General features: G+C 64.5%; 12 protein-coding genes and 1 riboswitch. Of the genes, 4 read left to right on the top strand and 8 right to left on the bottom strand.

The genetic code is table 11. From position 1 onward, the window contains the following. Positions 1 to 52: 52 nt before the first annotated feature. A complete protein-coding gene (locus ACY48M_RS07010) occupies positions 53 to 1,759 on the bottom strand; it encodes an ABC transporter ATP-binding protein (RefSeq protein ID WP_462819555.1) in 1,707 nt (568 codons plus the stop codon). 95 nt (positions 1,760 to 1,854) lie between these two features. On the opposite strand from ACY48M_RS07010, the gene ACY48M_RS07005 reads away from it, so the two are divergent. Then, positions 1,855 to 2,475, top strand: a complete 621-nt coding sequence (locus ACY48M_RS07005) for a PH domain-containing protein (protein WP_462819554.1) — start codon at positions 1,855 to 1,857, stop codon at positions 2,473 to 2,475. 1 nt (position 2,476) lies between these two features. Here ACY48M_RS07005 and ACY48M_RS07000 read toward each other — a convergent pair whose 3' ends face one another. The 3 genes from ACY48M_RS07000 to ACY48M_RS06990 all read right to left on the bottom strand — a co-directional run bounded on the left by ACY48M_RS07000 (position 2,477) and on the right by ACY48M_RS06990 (position 7,023). Beyond that, positions 2,477 to 3,421, bottom strand: a complete 945-nt coding sequence (locus ACY48M_RS07000) for an ABC transporter permease (protein WP_462819553.1) — start codon at positions 3,419 to 3,421, stop codon at positions 2,477 to 2,479. 127 nt (positions 3,422 to 3,548) lie between these two features. Next, positions 3,549 to 5,090 carry an ABC transporter permease gene (locus ACY48M_RS06995; protein WP_462819552.1) on the bottom strand — a complete coding sequence of 514 codons (1,542 nt, stop codon included), beginning with the start codon at positions 5,088 to 5,090 and terminating at the stop codon, positions 3,549 to 3,551. Between the two features lie 145 nt (positions 5,091 to 5,235). After that, complete coding sequence (locus tag ACY48M_RS06990) at positions 5,236 to 7,023, bottom strand: ABC transporter family substrate-binding protein (RefSeq protein ID WP_462819551.1); 1,788 nt, start codon at positions 7,021 to 7,023, stop codon at positions 5,236 to 5,238. Positions 7,024 to 7,351: 328 nt separating this feature from the next. Here ACY48M_RS06990 and ACY48M_RS06985 point away from each other — a divergent pair, with 328 nt between their 5' ends. From ACY48M_RS06985 to ACY48M_RS06975, 3 genes are all read left to right on the top strand, one after another. Next, positions 7,352 to 8,137 (top strand): CPBP family intramembrane glutamic endopeptidase, encoded by a 786-nt coding sequence (locus ACY48M_RS06985; RefSeq protein WP_462819550.1) that lies wholly within the window; start codon positions 7,352 to 7,354, stop codon positions 8,135 to 8,137. Positions 8,138 to 8,290: 153 nt separating this feature from the next. After that, a complete protein-coding gene (locus ACY48M_RS06980; protein WP_462819549.1) occupies positions 8,291 to 8,632 on the top strand; it encodes a DUF485 domain-containing protein in 342 nt (113 codons plus the stop codon). Next, entirely contained in the window at positions 8,629 to 10,248 is a 1,620-nt protein-coding gene (locus ACY48M_RS06975) for a solute symporter family protein (protein ID WP_462819548.1), read from the top strand. The genes ACY48M_RS06980 and ACY48M_RS06975 overlap by 4 nt, the downstream gene beginning before the upstream one ends. A gap of 61 nt (positions 10,249 to 10,309) precedes the next feature. Here ACY48M_RS06975 and gcvP read toward each other — a convergent pair whose 3' ends face one another. The 4 genes from gcvP to ACY48M_RS06955 form a co-directional block, all read right to left on the bottom strand. Beyond that, entirely contained in the window at positions 10,310 to 13,249 is a 2,940-nt protein-coding gene (gene gcvP, locus ACY48M_RS06970) for an aminomethyl-transferring glycine dehydrogenase (RefSeq protein WP_462819547.1), read from the bottom strand. Positions 13,250 to 13,251: 2 nt separating this feature from the next. Next, positions 13,252 to 13,638 (bottom strand): glycine cleavage system protein GcvH, encoded by a 387-nt coding sequence (gene gcvH / locus ACY48M_RS06965; RefSeq protein ID WP_462819546.1) that lies wholly within the window; start codon positions 13,636 to 13,638, stop codon positions 13,252 to 13,254. Further along, positions 13,635 to 14,810, bottom strand: a complete 1,176-nt coding sequence (gene gcvT, locus ACY48M_RS06960; RefSeq protein ID WP_462819545.1) for a glycine cleavage system aminomethyltransferase GcvT — start codon at positions 14,808 to 14,810, stop codon at positions 13,635 to 13,637. The genes gcvH and gcvT overlap by 4 nt, the downstream gene beginning before the upstream one ends. A gap of 177 nt (positions 14,811 to 14,987) precedes the next feature. After that, positions 14,988 to 15,083: riboswitch (glycine riboswitch) on the bottom strand. 81 nt (positions 15,084 to 15,164) lie between these two features. Beyond that, positions 15,165 to 16,086 (bottom strand): VWA domain-containing protein (locus ACY48M_RS06955; RefSeq protein WP_462819544.1); only part of this gene is annotated, 922 nt, incomplete at its 5' end.

The raw sequence follows: 16,086 nt of genomic DNA, 5'->3' as shown, positions 1-16,086 counted from the left end.
CGCACTGTTTACGACCTCCGCGCTGCATACGACCTTTGCGCTGCCTCTGACGCTACCGCCCGCTGCGGCGAATCTCCCTGCGAAGCCGCTGCTCCTCGGGATCTGGCACCGGCACCGCCTGGATAAGACGTTGCGTGTATGCCTCTTTTGGCGCGCGGAGAATTTGATCGCGGTTGCCCTCCTCCACGAGCTTTCCCCTGTGGAGCACGGCAATGCGGTCTGCCATCCCATCGACGACCGCGAGATCATGGCTGATGAAGAGGCAGGCGAAGCCGTACTCGGCTTGCAACTGTCGCAGCAGGTCAAGCACCGTGGCCTGCACAGAAACATCGAGCGCAGACGTCGGCTCGTCGGCGACGAGCAGTTGAGGCTTCAGTGCGAGCGCTCGCGCGATTCCGACGCGCTGCTTCTGTCCGCCAGAGAGCTCGTGCGGAAACCGGTTGCGATAGGAGCGCGGAAGGTTCACATCATCGAGAAGCTGCTCCACGCGGCGATCGAGTTCAGCCCCCTTTGCCTGCTTTGCGAGAAACAGCGGTTCGCCGATCGACTCCCCAATCGGAAGGCGCGGATTGAGCGACGACGAGGGGTCTTGGAAGACGATGCCGACCTTCCGCCGCAAGGTAGTAATCAGCCTTCGGTTCGCATTGCTGATGTCGGTGCCCACGACGACCAGTTCACCGTCGGCGATGGGCTGGAGGCCGATCGCCGCCCGTCCGATTGTCGACTTGCCCGAACCAGATTCGCCCACGAGGCCGAGGATCTCACCCTCGGCGATCTCGAGCGAAACGCCGTCAACGGCACGGAATGCTCCCACCCGGCCCTGCTTGCCATAGACGATGCCGACATTCTTCATGCTCAAGACGAGGGGGCCGCGCTCGGGCTCCGGCTCCGTCGGCACATCGATGGTGACACCCGCGACGATGTCGGCCTCGACGTCGGCAACGTTGATGCGCTCATGATCGGGCGCGCCCTCACCGAGTCGCGGGACGGCATCAAGCAACGCTCGCGTATACGAATGCTTCGCTTCGCCGAAGATGTCCTCGACAGACCCCTGCTCCACGATCTCGCCAGCCTGCATTACGACGATCCAGTCCGCAAGATCGGCAACAACCCCCATGTCGTGCGTTATGAGCAGGATCGCCGAGTCGAGCTTGTCCCGCAGGTCACGCAGTAGGTCGAGAATCTCGGCCTGCACCGTGACATCCAGGGCCGTCGTCGGCTCATCGGCGATGAGCAACTTCGGGTCGCAGCTGAGGGCCTGCGCGATCATGGCGCGCTGACGCTGCCCGCCTGAGAGCTGATGCGGATACGACTTGAACGCCTTTTCTGGGTCTGGGAGGCCGACCAGGCTCAGGAGTTCACGAGCACGGGCAGCCGCCTCGCTTGGTGTCACACTGCGGTGAGCCCGAATTGCTTCTACGAGCTGGAAGCCGATCGTGTACACGGGGTTGAGCGCCGTCATGGGTTCTTGGAAGATCGCGGCGACGTCGTTGCCGCGAAGCGCCCGCATCTGCCCTGGCGACAGCGTCGTCAGCTCACGACCACTCAAGGTGATGCTGCCGCGGACTCGCGAGTTCTTCGGCAACAGATCGAGAATCGACATGGAGCTGACGCTCTTTCCGGAGCCCGACTCGCCGACAACAGCGACAACCTGACCGGGCCGGATCTCGTAATTGAGCTTCTTGGCTGCTGGCACCCAGAAGCCGTCGACCGCGAAGTCGACACTGAGGTCGGTCATCCGGAGGGTGGGAGCATCCATTTGGACTTGGTGATGAGTCACCTGGACAACCTTTCGTCGCGCCTGCGGGCGTCGCGCAGGTGCGCCGTCCGCGGGGAAACTGGGAACATGGGGGTATGGATTCCGCGCCCGCGCACACCTTCCGCCCCCGATTCAATACCGTGCTCGCTGGCGTGAGCTGGCTCGTAATCGGGGTGCTCGCGGTAGGTCTTGCTGCTGCGTCTGCGGTGGCCGGTGAGAATCCTTGGCTGCTGCCGCTGTGCGGCGCGGCAGCACTCGGCGTGTGGGTCTTGCTGTGGCGCCCGCACATCGCTGTCGACGATGAGGCGGTGACGATCGCCAACATCCTGCGCACCACGAGGGTTCCGTGGGGCGCCCTCATCCATCTCGATGTCGCGTACTCGCTCCGCGTCCACGTGCCCGGCCGGGCGATTTCGGTCGATGCAGCACCAGCACCCGGCCGCATCGGTGTGGCAGCGGCGCGCCGAGGTGCTGCGCCAAGAGGTGCTCGCATCGGCGAAAAGCTGAGCGTGGGCGAACTGCTCACGACCGACTCCGGCAAGGCCGCCGCAGTGATTCGGGAACGCTGGGACACCCTGAGGGAGGCCGATCGCATCGCGAGCGGTGAGGCGGAATCCATGCCAATTCCGACGCGGCTCGACCTGACCGCTGTCGGCGCCCTGCTGCTGGGAGGCGTGCTTGTGGCGGTGAGCTTCGCGCTCGTGAGTGCGGGCTGACTCAGCCAGCATCGGGCATCTCCTGCATCCGTCGCCGCGAGAATCGCTTCTGTCGCGGGTCGAACGCGTCGCGCAATCCATCTCCAACGAAGTTCACCAGGAGCGCCAGCAAGACGATGAAGGTCGCCGGCCACCAGTAGAGCCACGGCCGTGTCTGGAATGACGACTGGTTGTCGGAGATGAGGAGGCCGAGCGAGACGTCTGGCTGACGGATGCCGTAGCCGAGATAACTGAGAGCGGTCTCGAGCAAGACTGCTGCCGCGGCGAGCAGTGTCGCAGACACGATCACGACACCGATCGCATTGGGAAGGATGTGCTTGAAGATAATGCGCGCGTCGCTCGCGCCCGCCACTCGGGCGGCCTCGACAAACTCACGTTCACGCAGGCTCAAGAACTCTGCTCGGACAAGTCGGGCAATCACCATCCACGAGACGAGCGCGAGGAAGAAGGCGAGCAACCACACGCCGAGGCCACCGGTCGCACGACCGACGATCGCACCGACGACGATGGCCGGAATCACGATGAACACATCGGTGATGCGCATGAGCACCGAGTCAACCCAGCCCCGGTAATACCCGGCGATCGCCCCGACGACCGTGCCGAGCACCGTGCCGATGCCGGCGATGATCGCCATGACGACGATCGAGTTCTGAATGCCACGCATGGTCATCGCAAAGTAGTCGACACCGATCCGGCTCTGGCCGAATGGATGCTCCCCGAGCGAGATTCCGTCGCCGCCAAGCCACCGGGGCACAAGCGACAGCGTGGGTGCGCCGCCATTCAACTGCGGGTTCAGTGTCGTGTAGTTGTGCTTCCACCACCCTGGAATGGGGCCGAATCCGATCGCTGACATCGAGAACACTGCGACAAGAAGGAAGATGGCGATCGATACCAGCGCGATGCGATTCGAGACGAAACGGCGGAGAATGAGGCGGCCTTGACTCATACCCTTCGTCTCTTCACGAGGCGATGGCGCGACCTCGTGAGGCTCACTCGGTTCGGTCATTAGCTGGCTCATCGCGCAGTCCTCTCTGGCGTCGTTGCGCAGCCGCGCCGCTGCTGGGTTCGCCGCATCACGCCGCAACCCTCACTCTTGGATCGAGCGCCGCGTAGGCGAGATCGGCGAGGAAGTTGAACAAAATCGCGGTAATCGCAATGACGATGAAGTACCCCATGATCGGGTTCAGGTCGATGCGTTGGAGCGATGCATTGAACAGTGCTCCCATGCCGCTGATGGCGAACACGCGTTCGGTGATGATCGCACCGCCGAGGAGGGCACCGACGTCGGTCGCCACGAGCGTCGCGAGCGGAATCAGCATGTTGCGGAGCGCGTGCCGAGTGATGACAATGCGCTCCGGGAGCCCCTTCGCTCGCGCGGTGCGGATGTAGTCCTGATTCAAGACCTCAAGGAGGCCTGAGCGAGCGTAGCGGGTGTAGCTCGCGAACGAGATCAGGAGGAGCGAAATCGTGGGCAGGAGGAGGTGCGTGAACGTGTCGATGCCCTGGACCCAGAAATCGCCAGAAAAGCCAGGAGTTGATGCACCGACAGTGGCGATCGGTCGACCATTGATTCGCGGCGAGGAGATGTAGTCGGGCCATGACTGCATGAAGCGGTCGAGAATGACGACGCCCCCCGAGAGCACGGAGACGATAACCCCGACTCGTACCGTCTGCCCTCGGTCGTTACCACCCACCGCGAAGCCGATGATGAAGCCGACGGCGACTGTCGCGACGGCGAGAATAGCGATCGTGCCAGCGCTGGAAACATCAAAAAGCCCCTGTAGCGCGAAGTACGCGATGATCGCGATTGCGCCCGAGATGCCACCCGCAAGGAGGGCGCGACGGTTGGCGAACCCAGCAGCGACGCCGACGGTGCAGTAGACGATGCCGGCGACGAGCACGAGGATTCCGACAATTCCGAGTCCCGGCTCGGTGAACCAACTGGTAGCAGAGATGTAAGTGAGCACAACGGCCGTTGCTGCGCCAGAGACGAAGAACACCAAGAGTCGTCGGCGAAGCGGGCCACCGATGAGGACCTGCCAAATCAATCCCGCGACGAGCGCAATCACTGCAATCGCGGCGGGGGCGATCTGATTCGCTCCTTGCAAGAAGTCGTTGAACCCGATCGCGATGAATTCCTTCAGCAGCACGGCGACCAGGAACGACGGGAGCGAGTAGAGAAAGAAGCTCACAAAGGTGATGCTGAGGTCGAACCCGCTGTACTGCCGAAGCGCAGTCGCGATACCGACGACGACACCGAGGATGATGGCGAGCACGAGGGAGAGGCTGACGAGCTGGATAGTCGTCAACATCGCTGGCGGCAGGATGGTCGTCACTTCGGCGTTAGAGAGCGTCAGCCCCAGGTCACACGTGCCGAACGGCACGAGGCACTGCGCGGCACCTCCGAGCCAGAGGAACCAGCGCAGCGGGGGCGGCACATCGAGGTCGAGCGCCTCAACCCTGGCGGCAATGAGCTGATTCTTATTAGAAGCGTTGGAGCCGAGGAGATCCTGCAGCGGGTCTCCAGCGTTGGCCGCGAGCACGTACATGACGAATGATGCTGCGACGAGGACGAGGACCGACACTGCGATCCGTCTCAGAATGAAGCCAAGCAAAGTGGTGCCTATCTCGTAGAGCTGCGCGACTCAAGCGACCGTGAAGAGATCGGGTACGAATTCGACCAGCGTAGCCACGCCCGCGTAGCAGGGTGCCGAAGACTGCAGTCTCCGGCACCCTGCCGAGTGGGACTATCGCGACGTGTTAGTCGGCGAGTGTCCACTCATGTGCGTTCCACACGATTCCGGTCTGGCCCCCGAAGTACTCGAGGCCCTCGATCGTGCCGTTGTCCGCGAAGAGACCCGGCAGCTGGAACAGCGGCAGGCCATAGGCGTCCTGCTTGGTCAACGCGTCGATCTCGATCTTGATCTCCTCGAGCTCGTCGGCATCGAGGCTCACGAGAGCCTGATCAACGAGGGCGTCGACCTCTGCGTTGGAGTAACCGTTGTAGTTGCCACCACCACCGGTCTTGAAGATCTGCGGAAGCGCCGTGTTGCCCGCTCCCGGAGAGATCCAGCCGAAGATCGAGGCATCGTATTCGCCACCGGAGAGGAGGCTCGACCAGTCGGGCGAACCGCCGTCAACGATCACGAAGCCAGCCTGCTCGGCCGACTGACGGATGGCGTTGAACGAGTCGACACGGTTCGGGTTGTTCGTGTTGTACAGGATGCGAACCGTGGGAGTCTGACCATCGAGGAGCTCGATGGCACCCTCAATGTCGGGCTCGTTGAACTCGTCGTAGCCACTCGCCTCGACAGCCTGCTCGTACCGGGAGTTCGCTGGCACGTAGATCTGCGAGTTGAGCACCTCGGCGGAGGGGTTGATCGGCGTGATGATCGACTCGAGAATCTGCTGACGAGGGATCGTCTTAAGGAAGGCCTCGCGCACCGACTGGTCTGCGAAGACGCCCGACTGCTTGAGGTCGATGTGGTCATACGAGAGCTGGTCGCCCTCGTAGGTGTTGGCGTTGGCGTTCGCAAGTGCGTCGAGCGTGTCAGCCGAAGCCTGCGGGTAGATCGCGTTGACCTCGCCGTTCTGGAGTGCGGTGACCTGAGCGTTGGCATCACCGATGAAGCGGATGATGAGCGTCTCGTAGTCGGGCGAAAGGTCGCCCTGGTACTCGGGGTTGCGCGTCAGAGTGATGTCGGACTCGGCAGTGAAGTCGGTCACGATGAACGGACCGGACGACACGAGGAGGGACTCATCCGTTGGCATCGACGTTACGTCGTAACCCGTGTTCCAGAACTCCGCTACCGCCTGGAGGGTGGGGTCGGGGTCGACGGGGCTCGCCGGGTCGCCCTCAGGGAGCTCACCGAGCAGCGAAACGAACTCTTCGAGCGAGACGCCGGCTTTCTCTGCCGCAACGTGGGCGGGCTTACCGATGAGGTTGACGAGCTCCCAGTCGACGTAGGGCTCGTCGTAGGTGATCGTGAGCGAGAGGTTGTCGTCGCTGATCTCAGGGAACGACGTGGTGTCGAGTCCGTCGGTAGCTCCAGCGATCGTGAAGTACTGCGTGCCCGAGATGACCTCGCCGGTCGCCTCGTCATAGCTCGCATCGTCGTAGTAGCCCGAGTTGATGGCCCACGCGAAGAGCATGTCGTCGGCCGTGATCGGCTCGCCGTCTGACCAGGTGAGGCCCTCGTTGAGGGTGTACTCGACCGTCAGCGGGTCTTCTGAGACCAACTCGTAGGTGCCGAAGCTGTCGTCGGTGACGACCTCAAAGGCAGTGTCAAGGCGGAGGAAGCCGCCGAGACCGAGACCGCCGCTGACGCCGGTGAGATAGCCCACCATGCCGTTGGTGTCGAGGTTGGCCTGCGGGGTGTCGCCGTTGAACGAGGTGAAGGCGTTGGTTGTGGCGACCGTGATGGTTCCATCGCCATCACCGCCACCATCGTCGCCGGTCGTGGTGCATCCGGCCAACACCATGGCCGAAGCCCCGGCGATCGCTCCTGCGGCTGCCAGCCGCCTGAAGCGGGGTCCTGTGATTTTCAATTTTCCTCCTGTGCAGTGGATTCACCATCGTCGGGCGAGGTAACGCATCGACGACGGAGTGAGACGCGGGGGCCTTCTTGGTCCGCCCGCGCGTTGCGTAATTTGTCACCCTAAGCGGGTCCATTCGCAAGTCCAACCGAGAAAGCCGAAACGTTACATACCGGCAACACATGCACAAGAATCTGGCATCTGACGCAAGATTCTTGCGTAAGACCGCGCATATGAGCGATGTTTGTGGCCGCGACACGCTTGTCTGCGAAAACCTGCGTGTGCTAGGCCAAGTAGCATCGTGAGCGTGAATGCCCCCCGTTTGTCGAGTCTTACCAAAATGCCCGAGTGGCGCGGCGCAGCCGAAAACACCTCACGCGGGAGGCTCGGATTCGAGATCGCCATCGTGCTCGGGCTCTCGCTCGGAGCATCCGCCCTGTACTCGGTCGTCTCTATCGTCAACCGGCTCACTCGCGAAGAGTCGCTCTCACAGCAGACCGCAACGCTGAACACCTCGCTCAGCCCGCGCCCGCTGTTCGACCTCGTCTACCAGGTCATGGGGGTCTTCTTCGACCTCATGCCCGTCGCCCTCGTGGCCTATCTCCTGTGGAGTGTCGCCCGACCGCACCTCGGGCGGCTCGGCATCGACTTCACGAGGCCTGGCAAAGACACCCTGTGGGGCATCGGGCTCGCGCTCACGATCGGCATCCCGGGCCTCGCGCTCTATCTCGGCGGCAAGGCCATCGGCGTTACCGTCACCGTCGTGCCGACAGCGCTCGATGAGCACTGGTGGACGATTCCGGTGCTCATTCTCTCTGCCCTCCGCGCGGGCATCGTCGAAGAGGTCATCGCTGTGGGATATCTCGGCGAGCGCCTTCGCAGGCTCGGCTGGGGGCCCTGGGGATTCATCATCGCGAGCGCCCTGCTCCGGGGCACGTACCACCTCTACCAGGGCTTCGGCGCGTTCGTTGGCAACATTGCGATGGGACTGCTCTTCGGCTGGCTGTACGCAAAGACCGGCAGGCTGCTCCCCCTCGTGATCGCCCACGTGCTGATCGACGCCGCAGTATTCATCGGATATCCGTGGGCAGTAATCGCATTTCCCGGCCTTTTCGGGCCTGCCTGATTTGTTCTGATTCGCCACATACCACGGTTATGCGTTTACATCCAGTCCCTTGACACCCGTTCGGGGGGAGTGTTGAGTGTCTACGGCGCGCAACGATGTGCGCTGTGACTCGACTGCGCATCACCGGTGCGCCGACGCAGGCAAGGGGATCACATGAGCGACGAAGCTCGACGGACCACCACCGATTTTGAGGAGGTCGAGACCTCCGAACCATTCTCAAGACTCAAGAAACGGCATCGCGGCTTCGTCTGGCCGCTCACCATCGCGTTCCTCATCTGGTATTTCGCCTACGTGCTCCTCGCGTCATACGCGCCAGAGTTCATGTCGATCAAGGTGTTGGGCAACATCAATGTCGGCCTGCTTCTCGGGCTCGGCCAGTTCGTCACCACCTTCGCGATCACGACGTGGTACGTGTCGTTCGCCAATCGGCAGCTCGACCCGCTCGCCGCTGAGATCCGCGCCGACCTTGAGGCACGAGAAGGAGCCACCCGATGACCGCCATGAGCACCCTCATTACCGCGGCTGAAGCGACCGAAGTCGGCAGCCCCATCCTCAACATCTCGATCTTCGGCGCATTCGTCGCCGTAACCCTCGTGATCGTGCTGCGCGCGAGCCGCAACAACAAGACGGCGGCAGACTATTACGCCGCCGGACGCTCGTTCACAGGCCCCCAAAACGGCACGGCGATCGCGGGAGACTACCTCTCGGCAGCCTCGTTCCTCGGCATCTGTGGTGCGATCGCAGTCAATGGATACGACGGCTTCTTGTACTCCATCGGGTTCCTCGTGGCGTGGCTCGTCGCGCTGCTCCTCGTCGCCGAACTCATGCGCAACACGGGCAAGTTCACGATGGCCGACGTGCTCTCGTTCCGACTCAAGCAGCGCCCGGTGCGTCTCGCCGCCGCGACGACCACCCTCGCTGTCTGCTTCTTCTACCTGCTCGCACAGATGGCCGGTGCGGGCGGGCTCGTCGCGCTGCTCCTCGGCATCGGCGACCAGCTCGGACAGTCGATCATCGTCGCCGTCGTCGGCGGACTCATGATCATGTACGTGCTCATCGGCGGCATGAAAGGCACGACCTGGGTGCAGATCATCAAGGCTGTGCTCCTCATCGCTGGCGCGTTCGTCATGACCGTGTGGGTGCTCGCGCTGCACGGCTTCAACCTCTCCGAACTGCTCGGCGCTGCGGCATCCGTCGGCGGCGAAGCGGTGCTCAACCCCGGCATGCAGTACGGCATCAGTGATATTTCGCGGCTCGACTTCGTGTCGCTCGCGCTCGCACTCGTGCTCGGCACCGCGGGACTCCCCCACGTGTTGATGCGCTTCTACACCGTGCCGACCGCTCGCGAGGCGCGCCGCTCGGTCGTGTGGGCCATCTGGCTCATCGGGGCGTTCTACCTCTTCACGCTCGTGCTCGGCTACGGCGCCGGCGCCCTCATCGGCGCCGACGAGATCCTGGCAGCGCCGGGTGGCGTGAACTCCGCGGCACCGCTGCTCGCCTTCGAGCTCGGCGGGTCACTCCTGCTCGGCTTCATCGCGGCGGTGGCCTTCGCGACCATCCTCGCGGTTGTCGCAGGGCTCACCATCACAGCGGCCGCGTCGTTCTCGCACGACGTCTATGCGAGCGTCATCAAGAAGGGCAACCCCGGCCCAGGCGGCGAGGTCAAGGTCGCGCGCATCACCGTCGTCGTGATCGGCATCCTCGCAATCATCGGTGGCATCGCAGTCCAGGGGCAGAACATCGCCTTCTTGGTCGCCCTCGCGTTTGCCGTCGCGGCATCGGCAAACCTGCCAACGATCATCTACTCGCTCTTCTGGCGCAAGTTCTCGACCAGGGGTGCGCTGTGGAGCATGTACGGCGGGCTCGGCTCGGCGATCATCCTCATCGCGTTCTCCGGAGTCGTTTCCGGCAGCGAGACGTCGATGCTGCCGAACGTGGACTTCTCCTGGTTCCCGCTCAACAACCCTGGCATCGTCTCGATTCCGCTCGGGTTCTTGCTCGGCTGGCTCGGCACGGTGACGAGCAGCAGGGTTGAAGACCCCGCGGTCGCCGCCGAGATGGAGGTTCGCTCGCTCACCGGCCACGGTGCCGAGAAGGCGACAGACCACTAAGGCACGAAACAACGCCGGTTGAGTAGGCCCGCCAGGGCCTTCTCAACCGGCGTTTCTGCGTCTACTCGAACGCCTCGGGCGGCGGGCACGCACACACCAGGTTGCGGTCGCCGAACGCGTTGTCGATGCGACGCACAGGTGGCCAGTACTTGCCGTGGATCGCCCGCACGCGGCCGGCACCCGTGAGCGACGCTGCCGCCGGGTAGACGGCCTCCTCGCGCGAATACGGATGCGTCCACTCCCCCACGAGCGCCGTCTCGGCGGTGTGCGGCGCACCCCTGAGTGGGTTGTCGTCGGCCGGCCACTCGCCGCGAGCCACCGCATCCGCTTCGGCCCTAATCGCGATCATGGCGTCAATGAATCGATCGATCTCGGCGAGATCTTCACTCTCGGTCGGCTCGACCATGAGCGTGCCCGGCACCGGGAAGCTCATCGTCGGGGCGTGGAAGCCATAGTCGATGAGTCGCTTCGCGATGTCGTCGACCGTCACACCCGTCGCCGCCGTGAGCGGGCGCACGTCGAGGATGCACTCGTGCGCGACGAGACCGTTGTCGCCCGCGTAGAGCACCGGATAGTGCTCGCGGAGCCGCGCCGCCACATAGTTCGCCGCGAGCACCGCCGCACCGGTCGCCTGCTTGAGGCCCTCAGAGCCCATCATGCGCACGTATGCCCAGCTGATCGGCAGGATGCTCGGGCTGCCATACGGTGCCGCACTCACTGGCCCACCACCGTGCACAGAGGTGCCGACACTGTCGGTCGCGAGATCGAACGCCGGATGCTGCGCCGACTGCGCCATCGGATGCCCCGGCAGATACGGCGCGAGGTGCGCCTTCGCCGCGACAGGCCCAACCCCTGGGCCGCCCCCGCCGTGCGGGATGCAGAACGTCTTGTGCAGATTGAGGTGCGACACGTCGCCGCCGAAGTCCCCAAACCGGGCGTAGCCGAGCAGCGCATTGAGGTTGGCGCCGTCAACATAGACCTGCCCGCCCGCCTCATGCACGGCATCCGTGATGGCGCGGATCTCGTGCTCGTAGACGCCGTGCGTCGACGGGTAGGTGACCATGAGCGCGGCGAGTTCGTTCCGGTGCGCGTCGACTTTGGCGTGCAGGTTGTCGAGGTCGACGTTGCCCTGCTCATCGCACGCGACGACGACGACGCTCATACCCGCGAGCACGGCGCTCGCGGCGTTCGTGCCGTGCGCGCTCGACGGGATGAGGCACACGGTGCGCTGCACGTCACCGTTTGCGCGGTGATAGCCGCGGATCGCGAGCAGGCCCGCGAGCTCACCCTGGCTGCCGGCATTCGGCTGCAGCGAGACGGTGTCGTAGCCCGTGACCTCTGCGAGCCACGACTCGAGATGCCCCGTGAGCACGAGGTAGCCGGTGACGTCGCCGAGCGGGGCGAACGGATGCAACTCCGCAAACTCTGGCCAGGTGATGGCCTCCATTTCGGTGGCCGCGTTGAGCTTCATGGTGCACGAACCGAGTGGGATCATGCCGCGGTCGAGCGCGTAGTCCTTGTCGGCGAGGTACTTGAGATACCGCATCATGCTCGTCTCCGAGCGGTGCGTGTCGAACACGGGATGCGTGAGGTATTCGGTCTCGCGGTGGAGGTCCTGCGGCAGGTGCTCGAGCCGTGTGCGGGCGACAAACGCGAAATCGCGAGATGCCGGCCCGCCGAAGGCCTGCGCGACCCGGTGAAGCTCCGCGAAGGTCGTGGTCTCGTCGACCGAAAGACTCACGGTGTCATCATCGATGCGCCACAGCGTGAAGTCCTGCTCGAGGGCGGCCGCGACGACCTCGCGCGCCCGCCCAGGGACGCGCACGAGGAGGGTGTCGAAGAAGTCGGAGTGCGCGACATCCACCCCCGCCTCGGTGAGGTAGTCGTGGAGGATCGCCGTGTGGGTGGCGACCCGCTCCGCGATGCGCTTGAGCCCTTGGGGCCCGTGATACACCGCGTACATCCCGGCCATGACGGCGAGGAGCACCTGCGCCGTGCAGATGTTCGACGTGGCCTTCTCTCGGCGGATGTGCTGCTCGCGCGCCTGCAGGGTGAGCCGGTATGCGGCGTTGCCGTCGGCATCCTTCGAGACGCCGACGAGACGCCCGGGAAGCTGGCGCTCGAGCCCCTTGCGCACCGCCATGTAGCCCGCGTGCGGCCCGCCGAACCCCATCGGCACGCCGAAGCGCTGCGTCGTGCCGACCGACACGTCGGCGCCGAGCTCTCCAGGGCTCTCGATCAGCGTGAGCGCGAGGAGGTCGGCGGCCGCGATCGTGATGGCACCGGCGGCATGCGCTGCGGCGAAGACGTCGCGGGGGTTCCAGACCCTTCCGGATGCTCCGGGGTACTGCACGAAAAGGCCGAAGTAGTCGTCGGGGACGGTTTCGGGCGCGTCCGCCCCGCTCAACCGGCGGAAGGCGAGCTCGATGCCCACCGCCTCGGCGCGGCTCTCGAGCAGCGCGCGGGTCTGCGGCAGGGCATCCGCATCGACCACGAACACGGTCGACGTCGACTTCGAGGCGCGTCGCGCGAGCAGCATCGCCTCAACGACCGCAGTGCCCTCGTCGAGCATCGAAGCGTTCGCCGTCTGCATGCCCGTGAGATCGCACACCATGGTCTGGAAGTTGATGAGCGCCTCAAGGCGGCCCTGCGAAATCTCAGGCTGATACGGCGTGTAGGCCGTGTACCAGCTCGGGTTCTCGAGCACATTGCGTTTGATCACCGCCGGCGTGATGGTGCCGTAGTAGCCGAGGCCGATCATCGAACGGCGCACCGTGTTGTGCCCCGCGATGGCCCGCAGCTCGGCGAGCGCCTCGCGTTCCGTTGCCGCGGCAGGGATTGTGGAGCGCTCAATCGCGCCCACGTGGATCGCAGCGGGCACGGCGGCATCCACGAGCGACTCGAGGGATTCGTAGCCGACGGCGTCGAGCATCCGCTGCTGCTCGCTCGCGCCCGTGCCGATGTGACGGGCGCCGAACGCGCCAAGAGTGTTGCGCCCCATGCCTATGCCTGCGTAATCGCCATGTAGGCGTCGAGGTCGAGCAGGCCAGCGGACTCGATCGCCTCGACGGATGCCACGCGAAGCGTGAACAGCCAACCATCGCCGAACGGGTCGTCGTTGATGAGCTCGGGGGTGTCGGCGACGGCGCCGTTCACCTCGACGATCGTGCCATCGAGTGGCGCGTAAACCTCGCCGACCGACTTCGTCGACTCGACCTCGGCGACGACCTTGCCCTTCGCCACGCTCGCGCCGACCTCAGGCACGTCCACAAAGACAACCTCGCCGAGTTTCTCTGCGGCATACGCCGTGATGCCGACGGTGAGCAGGTCGCCGTCGATGCGCACCCACTCGTGTGCTGGCGTGTACTTGAGGGCTGACTGCTCGCTCATTCGGCGGCCTTTTGTTGGGTGGCGGTTCGCTTGTAAAAGGGCAGGGGCGTGACGGATGCCGCGATCGACGTGCCGCGCACATCGATGTAGAGCTGGGTGCCTGGGGTGGTCAGTGCTGGGTCGACGTAGGCCATCGCAATGGGGTGCCCGAGCGTCGGGCTCAGCGCGCCACTCGTCACCTCACCGACGACACCGGCGCCCGCATCGAGCACGGAGTAGCCGGCGCGACCCGCCCTGCGGCCCTCGGAGGCGAGACCGACGAGCAGCCGGGCGTCGTCTGCGAGCGGCACCGAGACAGCGTCGCGCCCCACGAAGTCGCCCTTGCCCTCGAGCCGCACTGAACGGCCGAGCCCGGCCTGGGCCGGCGTGATATCTCGTGAAAGTTCATGACCATACAACGGCATCCCCGCCTCAAGCCGGAGGGTGTCGCGGCAGGCAAGACCGGCCGGCACCAATCCGTGGGGGGCGCCGACCTCGGTGAGCGCAACCCAGAGCTCGTTTGCAACCCGGTTGAGCACGTACAGCTCGAAGCCGTCCTCCCCCGTGTAGCCGGTGCGCGCGACCATGATCTCCTCGCCCCGCCACGTGCCCGTCGCCGAACGGTAGTTGCGGATGGCCTCGATCGGCACGGGAAGTTCGAGATCGTCGAGCTCGAGCATGATCGCCTGCGCCGCCGGCCCCTGCACCGCGATGAGGGCGATCTCGTCGCTCTCATCCACGACCGTCGTATCGAAACCGGCCGCGCGCACAGCGAGCGCCCCCGCCGCCTCGAAGCGATTGCCGGCATTCGCGACGACTCCGAAGCGGTGCTCGTGGGTGCGATACACGATGACATCGTCGATGACCCCGCCGTCGGGGGTGAGAAGCAGGCTGTATTTCGCCTGGCCCACGTCGATCGTGGAAACAACGCCAGAGAGAGCGAAATCGAGGGCCGCCCCAGAACCGGTTCCCGTGAAGATGATCTCGGCCATGTGCGAGAGGTCGAACAGCCCGGCCGCAGAGCGGACCGCCCGGTGCTCATCGAGCTCGCTCGAATACCTCACCGGCATCTGCCAGCCCGCGAAATCGGTGAAACTCGCGCCGAGGGCGAAGTGGACGTCGTGGAGCGGGCTCAACCGGCCACGGGCAGCGCCACCATCCGGGTCATGCTCAGGTTCGTTCTGATCGGTCACGGGAGTTCTCCAAATCTGCGTCGACGACGCGGGAACTCTCCCTCTGTCATGGAGCCTGAGAGCTTCGTCGACCGGTCGGTCGGCTTTCACCTTGGGCGGAATGCTTCGCGGGTTTCGATACGGCGCTAGCGCGCCTACTCAACCTGAATTGCTTCGCAATTCACTTTTCAGAGTTGCCTGTTCGATGCGGTACAAGTACCTGAGAGATTCTGGAGAGGATTGCTCCTTCGGTGCCCGTGTCTGGTGTGCACGGAGCTCTCCCGCATCGCCTGAGCGGCCGGATATTCGGTTATAGCGAAAGCATAGCAAGCGATGGTGACGCCCCCACCAGGAATCCGGCGGGGGGGGGTCACGTTACGCGAACGCGTCGGCGAGGGCCTGGCCGAGGTCGGCCGGCTCGTATGCCGAATACGCCGCACCGCCCGTCGCGGCAGCAATCTGCTGCATCGACGCCAAGTCGGTGTCTGGGCCGAACCCGACGAGGATGACCGGCACCGGTTTCAGTGGATCGTTCATCGCCGTGAGCTGCTGCAGCAGGGCTTCGAGCTCGATCGAATTGCTGTCGTCGTTCTTGCCATCGGTAACGACCACCATCGTGTTCACCTTGCCGGGCACAAAGCTCTCCCGCATGTGAGTGACGCCAGCAAGCACGGTGTCATAGAGCCCCGTGTCGCCGCGGATGTACTGTGGCAGCGATGCCGTGATGTTTGAGATGCTCTGGCGCTGAGAATCTTCGGTGAGCAAGCCGATTGGCGCGAGCTCCTCCCAATCTTGCTCACCAACGCGATTGGTCGAGAAGACCCACATGCCCATCTCGGTTCCGCCAGGAAACGGGTCAAGGAAGTCATCGGCCGCCGTCTGGTAGATGTCGATGCGGCGCAAACCATCACCGGCAGGCTCGAGCATCGAGCCCGAAACATCCACGGCCACCAGCATGCGGAACCCGAGCGTGAGCGAGTTCCACAGCTCCAGCGCTGACGCCTGGAGCTGCGGGTCTGCACGCGCAGGGACAACCGTCGCGACGGGGAGCACGCCGGTCGCGGTGAGCTCGCCACCGCCGCTGTGGTCACGGAAGCCCTCGTTCGTGTAGAACGCACCACCCATTTGCGCGGCCTCCGCGAAGGCGTCAAGCAACGCCTGCCGCTCGTCAGTTTGCTCGCCATTCGCGACCTCGATGAAGGGATAGTCGAGCGACGTCGTGCCCTCGCTTGGGTGCAATGCGAGGAGCGGCACCTCAGCTGTCGCGTTGTGGGCCGCGACCTCGCGCTCGGTCAGC

It is taken from the genome of Homoserinimonas flava, from assembly GCF_054969005.1.
This window is presented reverse-complemented; position numbering and strand designations above follow the sequence as displayed.